The 18,036-nt window shown below is 46.3% G+C and carries 15 protein-coding genes; 2 read left to right on the top strand and 13 right to left on the bottom strand.

Annotation, left to right across the window (positions count from 1 at the left end; all coding sequences use genetic code 11):
- The first annotated feature begins 227 nt into the window (after positions 1–227).
- On the top strand, positions 228–1,985 hold the full coding sequence (locus MFMK1_RS09580) for an Rqc2 family fibronectin-binding protein (RefSeq protein WP_366921492.1): 1,758 nt from the start codon (positions 228–230) through the stop codon (positions 1,983–1,985).
- Between the two features lie 39 nt (positions 1,986–2,024).
- Here MFMK1_RS09580 and MFMK1_RS09575 read toward each other — a convergent pair whose 3' ends face one another.
- From MFMK1_RS09575 to MFMK1_RS09520, 12 genes are all read right to left on the bottom strand, one after another.
- On the bottom strand, positions 2,025–3,524 hold the full coding sequence (locus MFMK1_RS09575; RefSeq protein WP_366921491.1) for an alkaline phosphatase family protein: 1,500 nt from the start codon (positions 3,522–3,524) through the stop codon (positions 2,025–2,027).
- A 67-nt stretch (positions 3,525–3,591) separates the two neighbouring features.
- A complete protein-coding gene (gene pyrE, locus MFMK1_RS09570; RefSeq protein WP_366921490.1) occupies positions 3,592–4,164 on the bottom strand; it encodes an orotate phosphoribosyltransferase in 573 nt (190 codons plus the stop codon).
- A complete protein-coding gene (gene pyrF / locus MFMK1_RS09565) occupies positions 4,164–4,883 on the bottom strand; it encodes an orotidine-5'-phosphate decarboxylase (RefSeq protein ID WP_366921489.1) in 720 nt (239 codons plus the stop codon). Before pyrF ends, pyrE begins: the two co-directional genes overlap by 1 nt.
- Positions 4,883–5,803, bottom strand: a complete 921-nt coding sequence (locus MFMK1_RS09560) for a dihydroorotate dehydrogenase (protein WP_366921488.1) — start codon at positions 5,801–5,803, stop codon at positions 4,883–4,885. Before MFMK1_RS09560 ends, pyrF begins: the two co-directional genes overlap by 1 nt.
- Positions 5,796–6,575 (bottom strand): dihydroorotate dehydrogenase electron transfer subunit, encoded by a 780-nt coding sequence (locus MFMK1_RS09555; protein WP_366921487.1) that lies wholly within the window; start codon positions 6,573–6,575, stop codon positions 5,796–5,798. Before MFMK1_RS09555 ends, MFMK1_RS09560 begins: the two co-directional genes overlap by 8 nt.
- Positions 6,565–9,801 (bottom strand): carbamoyl-phosphate synthase large subunit, encoded by a 3,237-nt coding sequence (gene carB / locus MFMK1_RS09550; RefSeq protein ID WP_366921486.1) that lies wholly within the window; start codon positions 9,799–9,801, stop codon positions 6,565–6,567. Before carB ends, MFMK1_RS09555 begins: the two co-directional genes overlap by 11 nt.
- Positions 9,791–10,891, bottom strand: a complete 1,101-nt coding sequence (gene carA / locus MFMK1_RS09545) for a glutamine-hydrolyzing carbamoyl-phosphate synthase small subunit (protein ID WP_366921485.1) — start codon at positions 10,889–10,891, stop codon at positions 9,791–9,793. Before carA ends, carB begins: the two co-directional genes overlap by 11 nt.
- A gap of 1 nt (position 10,892) precedes the next feature.
- Positions 10,893–12,185 carry a dihydroorotase gene (locus MFMK1_RS09540; RefSeq protein ID WP_366921484.1) on the bottom strand — a complete coding sequence of 431 codons (1,293 nt, stop codon included), beginning with the start codon at positions 12,183–12,185 and terminating at the stop codon, positions 10,893–10,895.
- On the bottom strand, positions 12,169–13,107 hold the full coding sequence (locus tag MFMK1_RS09535) for an aspartate carbamoyltransferase catalytic subunit (protein WP_366921483.1): 939 nt from the start codon (positions 13,105–13,107) through the stop codon (positions 12,169–12,171). Before MFMK1_RS09535 ends, MFMK1_RS09540 begins: the two co-directional genes overlap by 17 nt.
- Positions 13,108–13,224: 117 nt before the next feature.
- A complete protein-coding gene (locus tag MFMK1_RS09530) occupies positions 13,225–14,496 on the bottom strand; it encodes a uracil-xanthine permease family protein (RefSeq protein WP_366921482.1) in 1,272 nt (423 codons plus the stop codon).
- A gap of 249 nt (positions 14,497–14,745) precedes the next feature.
- On the bottom strand, positions 14,746–15,294 hold the full coding sequence (gene pyrR / locus MFMK1_RS09525; protein ID WP_366921481.1) for a bifunctional pyr operon transcriptional regulator/uracil phosphoribosyltransferase PyrR: 549 nt from the start codon (positions 15,292–15,294) through the stop codon (positions 14,746–14,748).
- Positions 15,295–15,459: 165 nt separating this feature from the next.
- On the bottom strand, positions 15,460–16,065 hold the full coding sequence (locus MFMK1_RS09520; RefSeq protein WP_366921480.1) for a 5' nucleotidase, NT5C type: 606 nt from the start codon (positions 16,063–16,065) through the stop codon (positions 15,460–15,462).
- 204 nt (positions 16,066–16,269) lie between these two features.
- Here MFMK1_RS09520 and MFMK1_RS09515 point away from each other — a divergent pair, with 204 nt between their 5' ends.
- Positions 16,270–16,488 carry a hypothetical protein gene (locus MFMK1_RS09515; RefSeq protein WP_366921479.1) on the top strand — a complete coding sequence of 73 codons (219 nt, stop codon included), beginning with the start codon at positions 16,270–16,272 and terminating at the stop codon, positions 16,486–16,488.
- A 150-nt stretch (positions 16,489–16,638) separates the two neighbouring features.
- Here the strand turns inward: MFMK1_RS09515 and hemG are convergent, their stop codons facing one another.
- Complete coding sequence (hemG, locus tag MFMK1_RS09510) at positions 16,639–18,036, bottom strand: protoporphyrinogen oxidase (RefSeq protein WP_366921478.1); 1,398 nt, start codon at positions 18,034–18,036, stop codon at positions 16,639–16,641.

Genomic DNA, 18,036 nt, shown 5'->3' with positions numbered 1-18,036 from the left:
CAGCATAACAAACTTTGATAATAGACATATATAATTTATTAGTTCTTTAAAAGATACCACTTTCCTTTACAAATAACAATTTTTTTGTTTTTTGCTAAAATTCCACGATTGGATCCCCAATTAAAAACTCTCATTTTTGAGATTTTCTTAGCAACTGGTTGAATTGCACTGTTTCATTAAACAAGATATACTGACAAAGAGACCAATAGATACTGCGAGGTAAGATAATGGCATTTGATGGTTTAATGCTTCATGTGGTAACAAAGGAACTAAATAAGGAACTTGTTAACGGTCGGATAGATAAAATCTATCAACCCACCAAACAAATGCTGCTCATGCACATCCGCTCTGGGCGGGAAAACCGCCGTTTATTGATATCAGCTGCGTCGGACGGAGCACGTCTGCACATCACAGAAGATCATTTTACTAATCCACTGCAGCCGCCGGCGTTTTGTATGCTGCTCCGTAAACATTTAGAAGGCGGTAGAATAGTAAACTTTGAACAACATGGCTTAGAACGAATGGTTAGCTTGAAAATTGCTGCCTTTGACGAGTTCGGCGAACCCACCACCCGCATACTTCAATGTGAGCTGATGGGTAAACATAGCAACATCCTGCTTCTGAATGAAACTATGCAGATAATGGATTCTGCGAAACGTTTTTCCGGTGCTACTAACCATTATCGCGAGGTGCTTCCCGGGCTTCCCTATATCCCGCCGCCGGCCCAGGAAAAACTTGACCCCTTCAGTCTCACTGAGGATATGATGGTCGAGATGTTATTCCGAGTGGGCCTGGACAAACAGCTTCACCGCGCCCTGCTGATTATTTTGGCCGGTTTCAGCCCTCAAAGTTGTAAAGAGGCAGTTGACCGGGCAGATCTATCTTCAACGATAACAGTTGATCAATGCGGCCAATATGAATTCAGCCGCCTGTGGCAGTCACTCCAAGAATTGCTGCAGGAAGCCAAAAACAATTCATATCAGCCGACCTTGATAAGGAATAAAGACGGTTATACGGCGTACAGCATCTTCAATCTGCAGCACCTTAACGGAGAAAAGGAACAACTGCCCTCCGCTAACCAGGCTTTGGACAGGTATTTCCAAGCCAAACGCCAGGAACAGCAATTCAAAGAATTAAGGCATTTGCTTCAAGTTCAAACGGAAAAAGCAATGTCTCATACTTCCAAAAAAATTGCTATTAATAAGCAAAAGTTGCAAGATGCTTCAGATGCAGAACAAATGCGTCTATTCGGCGAGATTATCACCGCTAATATTTACCAAATGCATCGGGGCCAACAAGAGCTTACGGCAGAAAACTTTTATACCGGGGAATCTGTTACAGTACCGTTAAAGGTTAATTTCAGTCCTTCAGAAAACGCCCAACGGTATTTTAAGCGATATGCCAAGGCTAAACAAGGTGGAAAAATTGCGGCCAACTTCCTGAAAAAAGCAACTAACGAATTGGATTATCTGGGCAGCATCCACCAGGCCATTAGCACCAGCGACAGTTTAGCGGACCTGAGGGAAATCTATCAGGAATTACTTGAATTAGCTTTGATAGAAGAGAAAAACACTAAAAATAAGAAACAAAAGAAAAAAGCCGACATTCCTTACTCTCAACCTCGCCAATACCTGTCCAGTGACGAAATACCCATTATGGTGGGTAAAAACAACCGGCAAAACGATTTAATCACTTTGAAAACCGCTAAACCGGAACATTTATGGCTGCATGTGAAAGATATACCAGGCTCTCATGTTATTGTTTTATCAGACGATGTACCCCAAAGCACCTTGGAAGAGGCTGCTTTATTAGCGGCATATTTTAGCAAAGCACAGGACTCTGCCAATGTGCCTGTAGATTATACACTGGTAAAACATGTACGCAAACCCCGGGGAGCTAAGCCGGGTATGGTCATCTACGACCACCAAAAAACAGTTTATGCCACGCCGGACCTATCCTTGGTTCAATCACTATCTCATAAATAAGATAAAAAACAAAACCCGACCCTAAAACCCGGTCGGGCGTTATGTTACCGTTTTTAGTTTCTGCGGATGCTCAAGCTTTACTGCAAAATGGTCAGTCAGATAGGACATAAAGGAAGTAATCCTGGGATTGGAAATATCCTTTTCCAAGCCGGCAATAATAAGGGGCACTAACGAATCCTCCTTATGCAGAGAACCATGACTACCGCCGCCAGGATGAAGGGGAGCATGTTCACCTTTAAACTCATAGCCGGGTAACGCCGATAAAAATACCGCTCCGGGGCTGCTTTCCAAAGCCGCTTTGACACGATAAAATGCATTGGGGTAATCTCCATCCACCAGCTGACAATCTTGTAACCTCATATCAAGTACCTTCAGGTCCCCATGCCAGGACCAATCCTGATTATAACGATCCCAATAGTTCCCGCCAGGTTTGAAAGCTAATTTTCGACCACTTCCTCCCTGAACCACCCGATATTCGTCACCCTGTTTCCACATTACCTGACTAATACGATAATCCCGGGCAAGAATTCTAATCACCGTTTCCCGAATGACCGTATCTCCCGTGGGAAAATTTACGATAGCCATACGTTCGTTCGGACTGATTGCCAGAGTTTCATTTTGATGCCGGCTGCCCAACCGCAATTGGTCAAGCTTATCAAACTTCTCAACCAAATCAATCAAATGGCGCCGACTTTTACCAATTAGCGTCTGGGAATGGTCGCCCACCACTATAAAAGCAATCTCCTCCAATGCCTTATCCCAGCTGCCGAATAAATTAAGCACCCCGGCCAGCTGTCTATCCACCCGCCGAATACTCTTATGGGTGCGCATCGGACCATGGTCGTGAGCCATTGCGTCAGTATCAGGAAAATATGCTAAGGTAAACGAAGGAAGTCTGTCTTTTTTGATCATTTCTTTCAAAGCATATCCGGAAAAAAGGTCATTAACCCCAAACTTATTCCATGGTGCAGCCGGCGCACCTTTCGGGTTAAGCCACTTAGGACATACTACCTTTCCTAATATCAGTTCATCCGGCCCCTTTATGGATTGGGTCTTTAATTGAAAACGCGTCAGCAGACGAAGGCTGAAAGGAATCACGGCGTCATAAGAGTGATAACCCCTGTTCACAAAGAAGTTAATACAGCCTGAGGAGACACCCTGTGAATTCAAAGCTTCGTAGAGTGTAGGTATTGATGGACTTAAATGTCTGGTATTGAGATTATATATTAACTCTTTGATTACCTGTTTTGCGCCGATTTGCTTTATCGCCATCGGGGTGGCACCATAGTTAACAATCCGTTTCTCAGTGGGATGATACCAAATAAAGCCGCCAATACCATGACGGTCGGGGTGGTGCCCGGTGGCAATGGATGCCGCCGCTGTAGGCGTCATGGTAGGAAAAACTGACACACAGTCCTTATGATAGAAACCATTATTACGCAAAAATTGTAACGCCGGTACCCAATCCCGGCGAAAACAATCCTCCAAAACTATAGGGTTAAAGGAATCTATTACACATAAAACCACTTTCTTTTCCATTTAAATCACCTATTACCATTCTATACATGTTTGGGTTTTTCGGCAACAGTTTGGAAGTATCTCTCAATTAAGAACCAATGTTCCTGCTGCCCGGTTTTACCGCCGGAGTGCCCCCTTCGCAAAGAGGACATTGTTCAGGCATGTATGCAACTGCCTCCAGGCTTATCAACTGATGTAATGGAATACCAAAGTTCCCCTTACCTCCGCTTCTATTAACCAATACTGCCACTGCTACCGGAATACCGCCGGCATCCTTAACCAGTTGGACAACTTCCTTTACTGAACCGCCGGTGGTTATTACATCTTCCACCACTAAAACTCTTTCACCGGGATTAATTACAAAACCCCGGCGCAAGGTCATATTACCCTGCTCCCGCTCGCTAAAAATAGCGCGTACCCCTAACTGCCCACCCACTTCTTGGGCTAATACCACGCCGCCCATGGCTGGTCCGATTACTACCGAAGCATTATATCCTCTTACCTGTTCTGCTAACTCTGTCGCGAGAATTTCTGCATAATGAGGATACTGAAGTACTTTGGCACATTGAATATATCGGTTAGAATGCTTACCGGAAGTCAAAATAAAGTGTCCTTCAAGCAAAGCCTCACTCTGTCTAAAAATATCCAACATCCGTTCCATTATTCTCCCTCCATTTCCGCCAAAATCTTTTCCGCCGCCGAGAGCGGGTCTTGAGCCGCTGTAATGGGCCTCCCCACCACTAGATAGTCAGCACCTAAATCTAGAGCTTCCTTCGGTGTCGTAATTCTTTGCTGATCATTCTTTGCTGCCCATAGTGGTCTGATGCCTGGTGTAACAAGAACAAAATCGGGGCCGCAGGCTGCCCTAATCGATTGTGCTTCGCGGGGTGAGGCTACAACCCCATCCAAACCAGCTTCCTTGCCCATCTGGGCTAGGCGAACCACCCGCCGTTCCAGCGTATCGGTATAGCCCATAGAGGAGTAGTCCGTCATTCCGGTGCTGGTAAGTACCGTAACACCGATTATTAAAGGCGCTGCTACCCCTTGTTCCGCCGCATAATGCCGGACTTCCTCTACTGCAGCCCTGCTCATCCCTATTCCCCCTGATAAATGAATATTAAGCATATCAACGCCCATTTTAGCTAAAGAGACCGCCGCTCTACCCACTGTATTTGGAATGTCATGCAGTTTTAAGTCTACAAAAACTTTACATCCTTGATGTTTTAACTGGCTGACAATTTCCGGCCCGAAGGATGTGAATAATTCAAGCCCCACTTTGAAGTAATCTACCCTAGGATATAGCAGCTTAACCAAGTCATTTACTCGCTGCCTATCGCCCGTATCCAATGCCAGTATCAGTTTTCTCTCTTTTCTTTTCATCACTGCCTCCTCCATGCTGCGCCTATCAGGTCGCTGATATCGTTAATACCTTCTTCGCGACAGTATTCTGCCAAACCTTCGATAATCTCCACCGTGAGTTTGGGATTGATAAAGTTTCCAGTACCTACTGACACCGCACTCGCGCCGGCTAAGATAAATTCCAAGGCATCTTGGCTTGAAGCAATACCACCCATACCAATTATCGGCAGCTCAACCGCCTGAGACACCTGCCATACCATTCTTAAAGCCACAGGCTTAACAGCGGGCCCGGACAATCCGCCAAAAACATTCCCCAGCGCCGGCCGTTTCCGCTGCACATCGATTGCCATGCCCAGCAGAGTGTTGATCAGCGAAATTGCATCTGCGCCAGCTGCAGCAACACCCTGGGCAATGGTTACAATATCAGTTACATTTGGGGACAGCTTCACTATCAAAGGCAGGGCGGTATTTGCCCGTACCGCAGCAGTTACCTGGGCAGCCTGCTCAGGACTGGTACCAAATACCATGCCGCCCTGTTTAACGTTAGGACAAGAGATATTCACTTCCACAGCCTGCACACCACTTTCGTTTAATCCCGCCGCCATGGCTGCGTATTCATCAATGGTATTGCCGGATATATTCACTATTACCGGTACGTTATATTCCTTCAAACAGGGTAATGTATCTCTCAAAAATGACTCTAACCCCGGGTTTTCAAGACCAATTGCATTTAATAAACCTGCAGGCGTTTCTACTATACGGGGCGGTGGATTACCCGGGCGCGGATTGAGGGTCAATCCTTTTACCACTACCCCGCCCAACATACCGATATCAAAAAGTTGAGCGTATTCTAACCCAAAACCAAAGGTACCGGAAGCCGTAACCACCGGATTTTTCAGTGTCAGCGCTCCCAGCTTTGTTGTCAGGTTAATACTATTCATTCCACACCACCTCATCTGCATCAAACACCGGCCCTTGGGTGCATACCTTTGCATAATTGACAGATTTATTGTGCTTTACCGGCTGTGCACAGCCGAGACAAACCCCCATGCCGCAGGCCATTACTTCGTCTAAAGATACTTGGAGCGGAAATCCTGCCGCTTTCGTCCAGACAGCTAATGCAGCGAGCATCGGTTTTGGTCCGCAGGCATAGACCTGATTATAATCAGATGCCGCCAACGGCAGCAGCTTCGTTATTTTACCCTTAATGCCGGCGGAACCATCGTCAGTGGCGATTATCGTATTAGCTAGGTGGGAAAAATCGACGGCCTTTACCAGCAAACTGTCTGCTGACGCTCCCAGCAGCACTGTCAAGTCCCAAGTTTTATCTTTTAATTGCCGCGCCAATGACCATAATGGTGCAGCACCGATGCCTCCCCCCACCAACAACGCCCTGCCCTTGGTTTCACTGATTTCAAACCCTCGCCCCAACGGCCCTAATACATCCAATCGTTCCCCGGGTCGCTTATCTGCCAGCATTTTGGAACCTTTGCCCCTGACTTGCACCAGCAGCGCTACCGTCCCCTGCTTAGCATCCCAATCATGAACACTAAAAGGTCTTCTCAGCAGTGGGTCTAGCCCGTCTGCCACCCGCACCTGCACAAATTGCCCCGGCCTCACTGACCGGGCTAAGCGGGGGGCCATTAATGTCAGCAGATAATAATGCTGAGAAACCGCTTTCACAGCCAAGATTTCTACCTTATTACACTCCACAGTGATTTCCCTCCCATGGAATATAATCTTGCATTGCTTGTACCGTTAAGTCCTCACCCCGCTGCATAGCAGTGAGAACATGCAGCAGTACTTTTACCGTATCTAAAGAAGTCAGGCAAGGAATTCCATGCTCTACTGCAGCCCGGCGAATTTTAAACCCATCTCTTTCCGGTTTCTTACCCTTAGTCAAGGTGTTAATCACAAAATGGATATCCCCTCGCCTAATCAGATCTACAATGTTAGGCGACCCCTGATGGATTTTATTTACTGTCTGCACATTCAACCCCTGCTCAGCCAGGAATTCCGCTGTTCCTTTGGTGGCTACCAGTTCGTAACCCATGGAAGCAAGAATTTCAAGAAGGGGCAGAGCTTCCTGCTTATCCTTATCAGCTACTGTAGCTAAGATGCTGCCCTGCTGCGGCACCTCACAGCCCGCTGCCACCAATCCTTTATATAAGGCTCGGGCAAAGGTGGAATCAATCCCCATTACTTCCCCGGTTGACTTCATCTCCGGTCCTAAAGTAGTGTCCACCTGCAACAGCTTGGCAAAAGAAAATACCGGCACCTTTACCGCTACATGCTCTGGTGGTTTGAGTAATCCTGTGCCATAGCCCTGCTCTTTTACATTTTCCCCTAATATCACCTTCGTTGCCAACTTCATCATAGGAATACCGGTTACCTTACTTAAGTACGGTACAGTACGACTGGAACGGGGATTTACTTCCAAGACGAATACCTTATTATCTTCGTCAACGACATATTGAATGTTTAATAACCCTTTTATTCTAAGGCCTCTAGCCAGCTTTTGGGTATAATCCAAGATCTGCTCCCGAACAATGTCCTTGATATTATGCGCCGGATAAACGGCGATACTATCTCCCGAATGAACACCCGCACGCTCCACATGCTCCATAATTCCGGGTATTAATACTTCATCACCATCAGAAACGGCATCTACCTCCATTTCCGTACCCATAAGGTACTGGTCTACCAGCACCGGGTGACGGGGCGATACTTCCACCGCGTGATGCATATACTGCAGTAATTCTTCCTCATTATAAACTATTTCCATAGCGCGCCCTCCCAGTACGTAGGATGGGCGGACCAGAACCGGAAAACCAATATCCTGCGCGATGGTCTGCGCCTGAGACACGGAAATAGCGGTTTTACCCGAAGGTCGGGGAATTTCTAAACGGTTTAACAACTGCTCAAATTTATCCCGGTCCTCAGCTCGGTCAATGTCTTCCAAGGATGTACCTAAAATCTGCCACCCCGCTCGGGCCAAAGGTTCCGCCAAATTAATGGCAGTTTGCCCGCCGAACTGCACAATAACTCCATCCGGTCGTTCGTGTTCAAGAATATTCAACACTTCTTCCGGCCGCAGCGGCTCAAAATATAGTCGGTCCGCCGTATCAAAATCCGTACTGACAGTTTCCGGATTATTATTGATAATTATGGTCTGCACTCCTGCATCACGCAGTGCCCAAACCGAGTGAACAGAACAATAATCAAACTCAATCCCCTGACCGATCCGAATCGGTCCCGACCCCAACACCACAATTTTCTGACGCTGTTCCGGCAGTGCTTCGTCTTCGCTGTCATAGCAAGAATAAAAATATGGTGTTTCTGCTTCAAATTCGGCCGCACAAGTATCTACCATCTTATAGACAGGCTTTATTCCCATTTCCAGACGTTGATTTCTAATTAACTCCTCTGTTGTGTTAAAAAAAACTGCCAAATCCTCATCAGCCACGCCTAATCGTTTTAAACTGCGCCACTGGTCGGGGCTTAATTGATCCATATTTAGCCCCTGAACTGCAGTAACTTCTGACATGACGTGCCTGATTTTTTCCAAGAAAAATATATCAATGCCGGTAACCCCATGTATTTCTTCTGAGTCTATACCCCGGCGCAATGCCTCAGCCACTACAAACAACCGTTGGTCGTCCTGCTTAGCCAATGCTAGCCTGAGTTCTTCATCACCTACCTGGGTCAACCCCTCATTCCAAAATCCGGTAGTATCTATTTCTAAAGAGCGCACCGCCTTAAGCAGCGCTCCCTCAATTGTTCGGTCAATGGCCATCACTTCACCGGTCGCTTTCATCTGGGTATTAAGAATGCGGTCAGCAAAAGCAAATTTATCAAAGGGAAAACGGGGGATTTTGACCACAACATAATCCAATGCCGGCTCAAAACAAGCATAGGTTTTACCTGTCACTGCATTACGAATTTCGTCCAAAGTCAAACCAGCGGCAATTTTTGCCGCAACCTTGGCAATGGGATAACCAGTGGCCTTAGACGCCAAGGCACTGGATCGGCTTACCCTAGGGTTTACTTCAATTACATAGTATTGAAAACTACAGGGATCTAAGGCGAATTGAATATTACATCCACCTTCAATACCCAAGGCACGAATAATCTTCAGCGATGCCCGCCGCAGCAGTTGATATTCTCTGTCCGCTAGAGTCTGGGACGGCGCAACTACAATACTATCACCCGTATGAATACCAACCGGGTCAATATTTTCCATGTTGCAGACGGTAATACAGTTATTGTTGGCATCTCTGACTACCTCGTATTCTATCTCCTTCCAACCGGCGACAGAGAACTCTACTAGAATTTGTTTAATTGGACTGTGCTTCAGTCCTCGTCCTGCAATTTCCTCTAACTCGCTGCGGCTCTGGGCAACCCCGCCGCCGGTACCGCCTAGGGTATACGCCGGTCGTACGATTACCGGGTAACCGATTTCCTCTGCGAAAGAAACTGCGTCAGCTACTGACGATACAATGCTGCTTTCAGCGATGGGTTCATCAATCTCCTGCATCATGTTCTTAAACTTTTCCCTATCCTCTGCCTTCTCTATAGCTTCTAAAGGAGTACCTAAAAGCTTAACTCCTGCCTCTTCCAAAACACCCATACGCGCTAACTCCAGGGCGATATTCAAACCCACCTGACCGCCTAACGTGGGCAGCAGCCCTTGAGGTTTTTCTTTTTTAATTATCTTAGCAACAAATTCCGGAGTCAGGGGTTCAATATAGACCCGGTCTGCCACATTATTATCAGTCATGATGGTGGCAGGGTTAGAGTTTACCAGCACCACCTCAAGACCTTCTTCCCTCAAGGCATGGCAGGCCTGAGTGCCGGCATAGTCAAATTCTGCCGCCTGCCCGATTATTATTGGGCCGGAACCAATAACCAAAACTTTTCGTAATCCTTTAAGCTTCATATTGTTCCCCCTTCCCGCGAAACCGCTCAATCATATCGAAAAATTGATAAAACAAGTATTCACTATCCGTAGGCCCCGGGGAAGATTCGGGGTGATACTGTACGCTAAAGGCAGACAGGCCCACTGCCTTTAGCCCTTCAACAGTATTATCATTTAAATTGATATGAGTTACTTCAGCCCGTTCTGCTTTGACGCTGTCAGGGTCAATAGCATAGCCATGGTTCTGAGAAGTTATATAAACCCTGCCGGAAGCAAATTCCTTTACCGGATGGTTGGCCCCGCGGTGCCCAAAGGGCAGCTTGAAGGTAGTTGCTCCTAAGGCCATGCCTAACAGTTGATGACCTAAACAAATGCCGAATATCGGCACGTGTCCCAACAGCCCTTTTACCGTTTCCACGCCATATGGCACATCTTTCGGGTCGCCGGGGCCGTTTGAAAGCATTACGCCGTCCGGTGCTAAAGCTAAAATCTCTGCGGTCGAAGTGGTGGCAGGCACCACCTGCACCGAACAGCCGATTCGGCTCAACCAGCGAATAATGTTATGCTTGACACCAAAATCCACCAAAACAACATTAAATTTATCCCCTTTGATGATATATGGTTTATCAGTTGTCACATGAGGCACCAACTTCTCGCCGGACAATTGTGCATGTTGGCCGGCACTTTTAAGCAATTCCGCCACATCCCAATCGCCAACTGCCAATACCCCGCGCATTGTGCCGTTGGTACGCAGGCGTCTGGTCAGCGCTCGAGTATCAATCCCCTCAATACCACCAATTTGGTGCTTTTTTAGAAACTCGTCCAAGTTTTCGAGCGAACGCCAATTGCTGGGCACCTGACAACGTTCCCTGACGACGTACCCTGTCACATAGGGACGTACTGACTCAAAGTCTTCTTCATTTAAACCATAATTGCCAATTAGCGGGTAAGTCATGGTAACAATCTGCCCACAATAAGATGGGTCGGTAAGAATTTCCTGGTATCCGGTCATGCTGGTGTTAAAAACTACTTCACCATGTCGTTTACCTGCAGCACCAAATCCCCGACCCTTAAAAACGGCACCGTCTTCCAGCACCAAATATGCGTCCATATTAGCCCTCCTTTGAGTTTCGTTGAAAGATAATTTTGCCGCTGACAATGGTATATTCGGCCCAACCCTGAAGTTTCCAACCGTCAAAAGGTGTATTACGCCCCTTAGATTTAAACAGCTCCTTAGTGACGGTGCGTTCCAAATCAGGATTAATAATGGTTATATCCGCCTCACTGCCAGGCGTTAGTGTCCCTCCCGGCAGTTTGAAAATTCGCGCCGGATTAGTGCTCAAGAGGGTTACTGCCTGAGTCCAATTCAAGTGACCGGGTCTAATCAACTTAGAGACCACTAATGCCAAAGCGGTTTCCAAGCCCACCAGGCCAAAAGGTGCCAAGTCGAATTCTACATCTTTTTCTTCCATTGAATGCGGTGCATGGTCCGTGGCAATAACATCCAAAGTTCCTTCACTCAATCCCTTAATAACTGCTTCCACATCCGCTTCGGTACGCAGCGGCGGATTGACCTTAGTATCGGTATGATACCCGTCTACTGCTTGGTGAGTAAGCGAGAAATGATGCGGTGCCGCTTCGGCAGTAATATTCGCCCCCCTAAGTTTGGCTTGACGCACCAAATTTACCGCACCGACAGTACTAATATGCGCCAAGTGCAGCTGCCCGCCGGTAGCCTCGGCTAAGAGGATGTCACGCATTACTGCCACTTCTTCAGCTAACGCCGGAATGCCTGATAACCCCAACCGGGTGGAAACTTCTCCCTCATGCATCACACCACCCGCAGATAACGTCTTGTCTTCTGCATGGGAAACAATAGGCAGACTAAATAATTTAGTATATTCAAGTGCCCTCCGCATCACCGCAGCGTTCATCACCGGTTGTCCATCATCAGACAAAGCAACTGCGCCGGCACCAACCAGGTCACCCACCTCTGTCAATTCCTGCCCCTGGGAGCCTTTGGTAATGGCTGCAATGGGATAAACCCTTGACAATTGCGCATTAATTCCCCTTTGCTTCACAAAGGATACCACTGTCTGATTATCGGCTACCGGGTCAGTGTTAGGCATGGCGCAAACAGCTGTATACCCTCCTGCAGCAGCGGCGGCAGCGCCGGTAAATACTGTTTCTTTATGCTCTTGGCCCGGTTCACGTAGGTGAGTATGGACATCGATTAAGCCGGGACAAACAATCAATCCCTCAGCATCAATCTCTTTCATGCCTTCACGCGCTTCAATGTTATTGGCCACTGTCTCCACTTTACCGTTTATAACTAATATATCGGTCACTTTATCCATCGCTTGGGCAGGGTCTATAATCCTACCGCCCCTAATTAATAGTTTCACCTTTTCCACCTCCCATTAACAAAAACAGTATGGCCATACGAACAGCGACACCATTAGTGACTTGCTCATTGATGCGGGACTGAATTGAATCCGCCACCGTATTACTTAATTCAATACCCCTGTTAATAGGTCCGGGATGCAAAAGGAGACAACCATCTTTCGCCAGTGCCAATCGTTCTTGATTAATACCATAAATCTTGGCATATTCTCGTAGACTTGGAAACAAGCCCTTTTGTTGCCGCTCTTTCTGAATACGCAGGGCCATCACCACATCGCTGCCTGCCAAGGCCTCCTCCGGGCGGTAAAAAACTTCCGCACCCAATTGTTCTATACCGGGAGGCATCAAGGTCGGCGGAGCTACCAGTCGAACTTTTGCACCCAGTTTAGTAAGACCCCATATATTTGAGCGGGCAACTCTGCTATGCAGGATATCTCCCACAATTGTCACTGTTAATCCCGCGATACTTCCTTTACTCTCCCGAATGGTAAACAAATCTAATAAGGCTTGGGTTGGATGTTCATGGGTACCATCCCCGGCATTAATGACTCGGCTGGTTACTGTTTCTGCCAAGATTTTCGGGGCTCCGGCCATACCATGACGAAGAATTACCACATCGGCACCCATCACTTGGATAGTTTTGGCAGTGTCCTTAAGAGTTTCTCCCTTGACAACGCTGCTGCCTGAAGCGGCAATGTTGACGGTATCAGCCCCCATATATTTTCCTGCCAATTCAAAAGATGTACGTGTTCTGGTGCTAGGTTCGTAAAATAGATTGATAACAGTACGCCCACGCAATGTTGGCACCTTCTTAATATCTCGCCGGATGATATCCTTCATCGGTACGGCGGTGTCGAGAATAAGATTAATCTCATCTCTAGTTAATGGCTCTAATGCCAACAGGTCTTTACGCTGCCATCTCACGTTTCATCCCTCCAGCTTCAAAACGATTTTAGATAATTTTTTAAAAAAACCTCCCTACAGGACCAGGGAGGTTTTTTTACCCCGCTCCTTTTTTGCCGCACTGGTCAAAGAAGGAGCTTAATTTTCATTAATTTTCTTGGCTGGTACGGGAACCTGCGTTCCCGCTGTTTCATGTATCGGATCAGCTTCCGCTTCCCGGATGGGAAGTAAACCTATAACCAAGTTTAGGACAATCCCCAAGGCCGCAGCCAGACTTAATCCAGAAAAGCTTGCCTGGGTAGTAATATTAATTATTAGCGGATTATTTTCTCCAAGAATACCCATGATACCAGTAATCAAGATAATAAATACCACGCTAGAATTACGCAGGTTAGACAAATCCGGGCCGCTATCTACCAATGTCTTGACGCCGATACTGGCGATCATACCAAAAAGGATAAAACTAACGCCACCCATAACTGCAGGGGGAATGGTCTGAATGAGGGCACCAAACTTACCGACAAAACTTAATAGTAAGGCGATGACTGCCGCCAATTCCAAAATATGTGGATTGTAGTTTTTGGTCACAGCCAAAACACCGGTGTTTTCACCATAGGTAGTGTTAGCGGGACCACCGAGAATACCGGCAAAAGCGGTAGCTATACCGTCACCCAACAAAGTACGGTGTAAGCCAGGTTCATCGAAGAAATTTTTACCCACTACGGCACCATTGGTAGTTATATCGCCAATGTGCTCAATCATGGTTACCAAAGCAATGGGAACGATAATGCTAAAAGCCTGCAGGGAAAATTTTGGAGCCATAAATTCCGGCAGTCGCAGCCAAGCTGCTTCAGCTACCAGCGTCATATCAACCAAGCCAAAAGCCATAGCTGCTAGATAGCCAACAATCACACCAGTGATAATGGGAATGAAACGGAAGAAACCCTTAGCCACAATACCGGTAAGAATAACTGCTGCCATGGTAATAATTGCCACTGCCCAATGATCCGCTGCCATACCCACGGCAACCGGGGCCAGGATTAAGCCGATTACAATAATAATTGGTCCGGTAACAATAGGCGGAAAGACTTTCTTTACCTTATCGGGACCGACAAAATAAACTAACGCTGCCATAAGGATGTACACAACACCTACGCCCATGAAAGCACCGGTAGCATGAGCTATTCCTAAGCCCGGGATAGCCTTGACGGCCAATATTCCTGCGATGAATGCGAAGGATGAACCTAAGAATACCGGCACCTTACCACCAGTAATCAGGTGAAATATCAAAGTGCCTACCCCGGCAGTAAATAATGCTACCCCAGGGTTTAACCCTGTTAGCAGCGGCACCAGTACCGTGGCCCCAAACATGGCTAAAACGTGTTGAAAAGCTAGGATAAAATTACGCATGAATTATTCCCCCTCAGTGATATAATTTCAAAAATACCCGCCAAAAATCCCTAATTTTGAAACTTCCCCCCGGTTCACTCCTTTCAAGAACTTTTATTGGGCATAAAGCTTAACTAACGCTGTCGGTTTGCTTCAAAACTAAAAAAACCTCCAAGCCCTTTAAGGCTGGAGGTCACTAGACAGCATAAAAATAAACTGCCTGTTACCGTCCTTATCAGCCTCACGGGACCAATTTAAAGGACCATCCGGTCAGTCTACAAACTCATGTATTACTACTCCATCTTCTGAGTCAAACTCTTTCAATTGTACTGAAACAACTTCTTTACGGGAAGTGGGAACATTCTTGCCCACGTAGTCCGCCCTAATGGGAAGTTCTCGATGTCCCCGGTCAACCAGTACCGCCAGTTGAATGGAAGCAGGTCTGCCTAAATCAATAATGGCATCTAAGGCGGCCCGCACTGTCCGACCGGTGAATAAAACATCATCCACCAGCACCAACCTTTTTCCTTGAACCGAAAAAGGAATTTCAGTTTTGTGTACTACCGGCTGCTGAGCCAGTGTAGATAAGTCATCGCGATAAAGAGTGATGTCCAGTACACCGATACTTACTGCTTTTCCTTCAATTTCCTTGATATTATCAGCCAATCTTTCAGCCAGCGGCACTCCCCTACGGCGAATACCAACTAAGACCAAATCGTCTGTTCCTTTATTCTTTTCGATTATTTCATGGGCAATTCGGGTTAGCGTACGCCTTATCTTTTCTTCATCCATCAGCTGTACTTTTTCTTTCAACTGCATTTTAACCCCGCCTTTCCCAATAAAAAACTGCTTTACCGTTTGGTCCGGCAAGCAGTTACACAACTCCCTGTATCGTAAGAGAATCTAACTTCCTTGCTAGCCTCACGGACCAATCTTAAAGGAATTTTTATACTATGGACAGTTTACCCAAACGGTGTCAGCATGTCAATCCTTTTCGGCAATTTTTGCGATATTTTTCCCTAACTTAAATTTTCCTATCGTATCAGCAGAAAGCTCTGCACGAATATCTTGCCAACTAAATACCCTTTTAATACCGTCAGGCAGTTTCCCTTTGTTATGGGGCGCATCCATTAGCAGTACCGGAATGCCCATTCCGTTAATCATCAACGCGTTTTCCAATCGGTCCTCTATAAAAATATCTACCTGCTCCTCAAGACAAGCTTCACGTTTGTCATGGGACCCAATGGTTATCAGTTTATCATAGGGTATACCATGCTTTTTCAACCATCCTGCTGTAACCTGCCGCTGACTGGCTGGACGTGCAGTGATTAATGTTACTCTGTGGCAATCAATCAACTCTTTAAGTATGGCAGCCGCTGTAGGTTGGGGAACCACACTTTCCAAGATGCTCTCTTCCTCCTTCACAAAAAAATCCTGCATTTCCTGATAAGTCACTTGGTAGCACTTGGAAAGATCATAATCACTTATATCATGAACGCTTAATTCTTTGTCCAGATGCTGATTAAGTTTTTCGACACAGATAGTTAGAATGTCATTGATAACACCGTCTATATCCACACCAATCTTCACCGAATTCCTCCTCCTGCTTCAAATCTTCTAGGATAATTATATAAAATAAATTGTAACATATCACCACCAAATTGTGGAGTTGTACGGGAATCTGCCTGGTTTTTCGAAAATCCTCTTTCGCCAATAAAATTACCTGTGATATAATACCCATGTATTGGCGTAAAACGGTAAGCCAATGTCATATTTTTTTTTGGAGGTGGGGTAATGAAACCGGCCAAACCATGGGATGATTTGACTAAAGAAGAATTAGTGGCACTCCTAAAGGAGCATCAGGAGCTGTGCGAAGAGATCGAGGAGGAAATGGATTTTGTCCTGAAACATTCGTCCTGTCACCTACCCGGTAACACCCGGGCCAAGTATGAGCAACAGCTTGCCGGTGTGACAGACCGAATAAAGCGGCTAAAAAAACTTTTGGGCGAATAATTACAAAATATTTGTCGGCTATGTAGTTCCTATCCTACATCTTAAGAGCTGTGCCAGACACCATTGGGGATGGATGTCCCGCATTGCTGTAACTAGGCTATGAAAAACCCAGACAGATGAAAACGGTACTCGAAGGTACCGTTTTTTTATTTAATGTTCCTCTTTTTCTCCCATAACATTTTTTGCTGCTCTGATACCTGATTCAATGCAATCTGGTACCCCGATGCCGCGATAAGAATTTCCTGCTATGGTCAACCCGGGAAACTTGCTCAAACGTTGTTCAATACTGGCCACTCTCTCCAAATGCCCCATGGAATACTGGGGCATTCCCTGATTCCAACGAAAAATCTTAGTCATAACGGGTTCGGCTGTAATTTCTAAAATACTTTTAAGTTCCGCCTGAACCTTAGCTAACATTTCACTGTCATTTAGGAGTACTAGTTCTTGATTTTTCGGGCCGCCCACAAAACAGCGGACAAGCAGATGATCCTCATCAGGCGAACGGTGCTTAAATTTTTGCGAACTATAGGTTACCGCCATAATATCCCGTTTTTCACCCGAAGGAATAACAAAGCCAAACCCTGGTAATGTTCGTCCCAGGTCTTTCTTTCGAAATGCCAGCGATACGGTAGCGGAATTTACGAAATTAATTCCTCTTAAAGTTTGGGCGAGTTGTGGTTCAAGTCCTTCAATGATGTCAGCACCGGCATACGCCGGAACTGCAAGAACCACTGCATCAGTCTGCCACTGTTCTCCCTTGCTGGTAGTTACAGTAAATTTACCGTCATACTGCAAATCTTTAACTTTAGTATTTAGTTTAATATCTACGTTTTCAAGTTTTTCAGCTACAGCTTGAGGCAGTTCGCCCATTCCATGTTTAAAAGACATGAAATACGTTGCCTTTTTATCCTTTTGAGGTGGTGCCTGACGTTTTGACGCTAACATCGCCTTGATTAAACTACGGTGCTTACGCTCCATCTCCAAGAACCGGGGAAAACTGGCTTTAAGACTCATGTTTTCCGGATCACCGGCATGAATGCCACCAATGAGGGGTTCAGCAATCTTATCCAGCGCTTCGCGTCCTAGCCGGCGAGTTACAAAAGAACCCAAGCTTTCGTCACCGTTTCCTTTTCGCCTGGGAAGAAACATATCCATCCCCATCCTAATCTTACCCGGCCAAGAAATCAACGGGCTCAGCGCGAAGGGTATAATTTTTGTAGGTACCATCAACATCAGTCCTTCCGGCAGTACGTGCAGCTTGCTGCCAGAAAGAATAAATGTTCCTTTATTTTCTTCACTTGTGCCAATGATATCACCATCCGCACCAATTTCCCTGCTTAATCTATCCACCGCAGGTTTTTGCGCCAAAAAACAGTCCGGCCCACCCTCTACCGTAAAACCATCTACAGTTACACTTTGCATCTTTCCGCCCAATTCAGACCCTGCTTCAACCAGTGTTACCGAGTAATTATCCCGGCCTTTCTGCTCCAGTGTATAGGCAGCGGCCAAACCTGATATGCCACCGCCAATCACGGTTACCTTTTTCAT

The sequence above is a fragment of the Metallumcola ferriviriculae genome (genome assembly GCF_035573695.1).
GTDB lineage: Bacteria > Bacillota > JADQBR01 > JADQBR01 > JADQBR01 > Metallumcola > Metallumcola ferriviriculae.
The sequence above is the reverse complement of the archived record's forward strand: the minus strand, read 5'-3'. Positions and strand labels throughout refer to the sequence as shown.

Coding starts and splice junctions, on each gene's coding strand:
- hemG (WP_366921478.1), bottom strand. CDS start 18,036: ATGAAAAAGGTAACCGTGATTGGCGGTGGCATATCAGGTTTGGCCGCT.
- MFMK1_RS09530 (WP_366921482.1), bottom strand. CDS start 14,496: ATGCGTAATTTTATCCTAGCTTTTCAACACGTTTTAGCCATGTTTGGG.
- MFMK1_RS09580 (WP_366921492.1), top strand. CDS start 228: ATGGCATTTGATGGTTTAATGCTTCATGTGGTAACAAAGGAACTAAAT.
- MFMK1_RS09575 (WP_366921491.1), bottom strand. CDS start 3,524: ATGGAAAAGAAAGTGGTTTTATGTGTAATAGATTCCTTTAACCCTATA.
- carA (WP_366921485.1), bottom strand. CDS start 10,891: ATGGACGCATATTTGGTGCTGGAAGACGGTGCCGTTTTTAAGGGTCGG.
- pyrE (WP_366921490.1), bottom strand. CDS start 4,164: ATGGAACGGATGTTGGATATTTTTAGACAGAGTGAGGCTTTGCTTGAA.
- pyrR (WP_366921481.1), bottom strand. CDS start 15,294: ATGCAGTTGAAAGAAAAAGTACAGCTGATGGATGAAGAAAAGATAAGG.
- carB (WP_366921486.1), bottom strand. CDS start 9,801: ATGAAGCTTAAAGGATTACGAAAAGTTTTGGTTATTGGTTCCGGCCCA.
- pyrF (WP_366921489.1), bottom strand. CDS start 4,883: ATGAAAAGAAAAGAGAGAAAACTGATACTGGCATTGGATACGGGCGAT.
- MFMK1_RS09560 (WP_366921488.1), bottom strand. CDS start 5,803: ATGAATAGTATTAACCTGACAACAAAGCTGGGAGCGCTGACACTGAAA.
- MFMK1_RS09515 (WP_366921479.1), top strand. CDS start 16,270: ATGAAACCGGCCAAACCATGGGATGATTTGACTAAAGAAGAATTAGTG.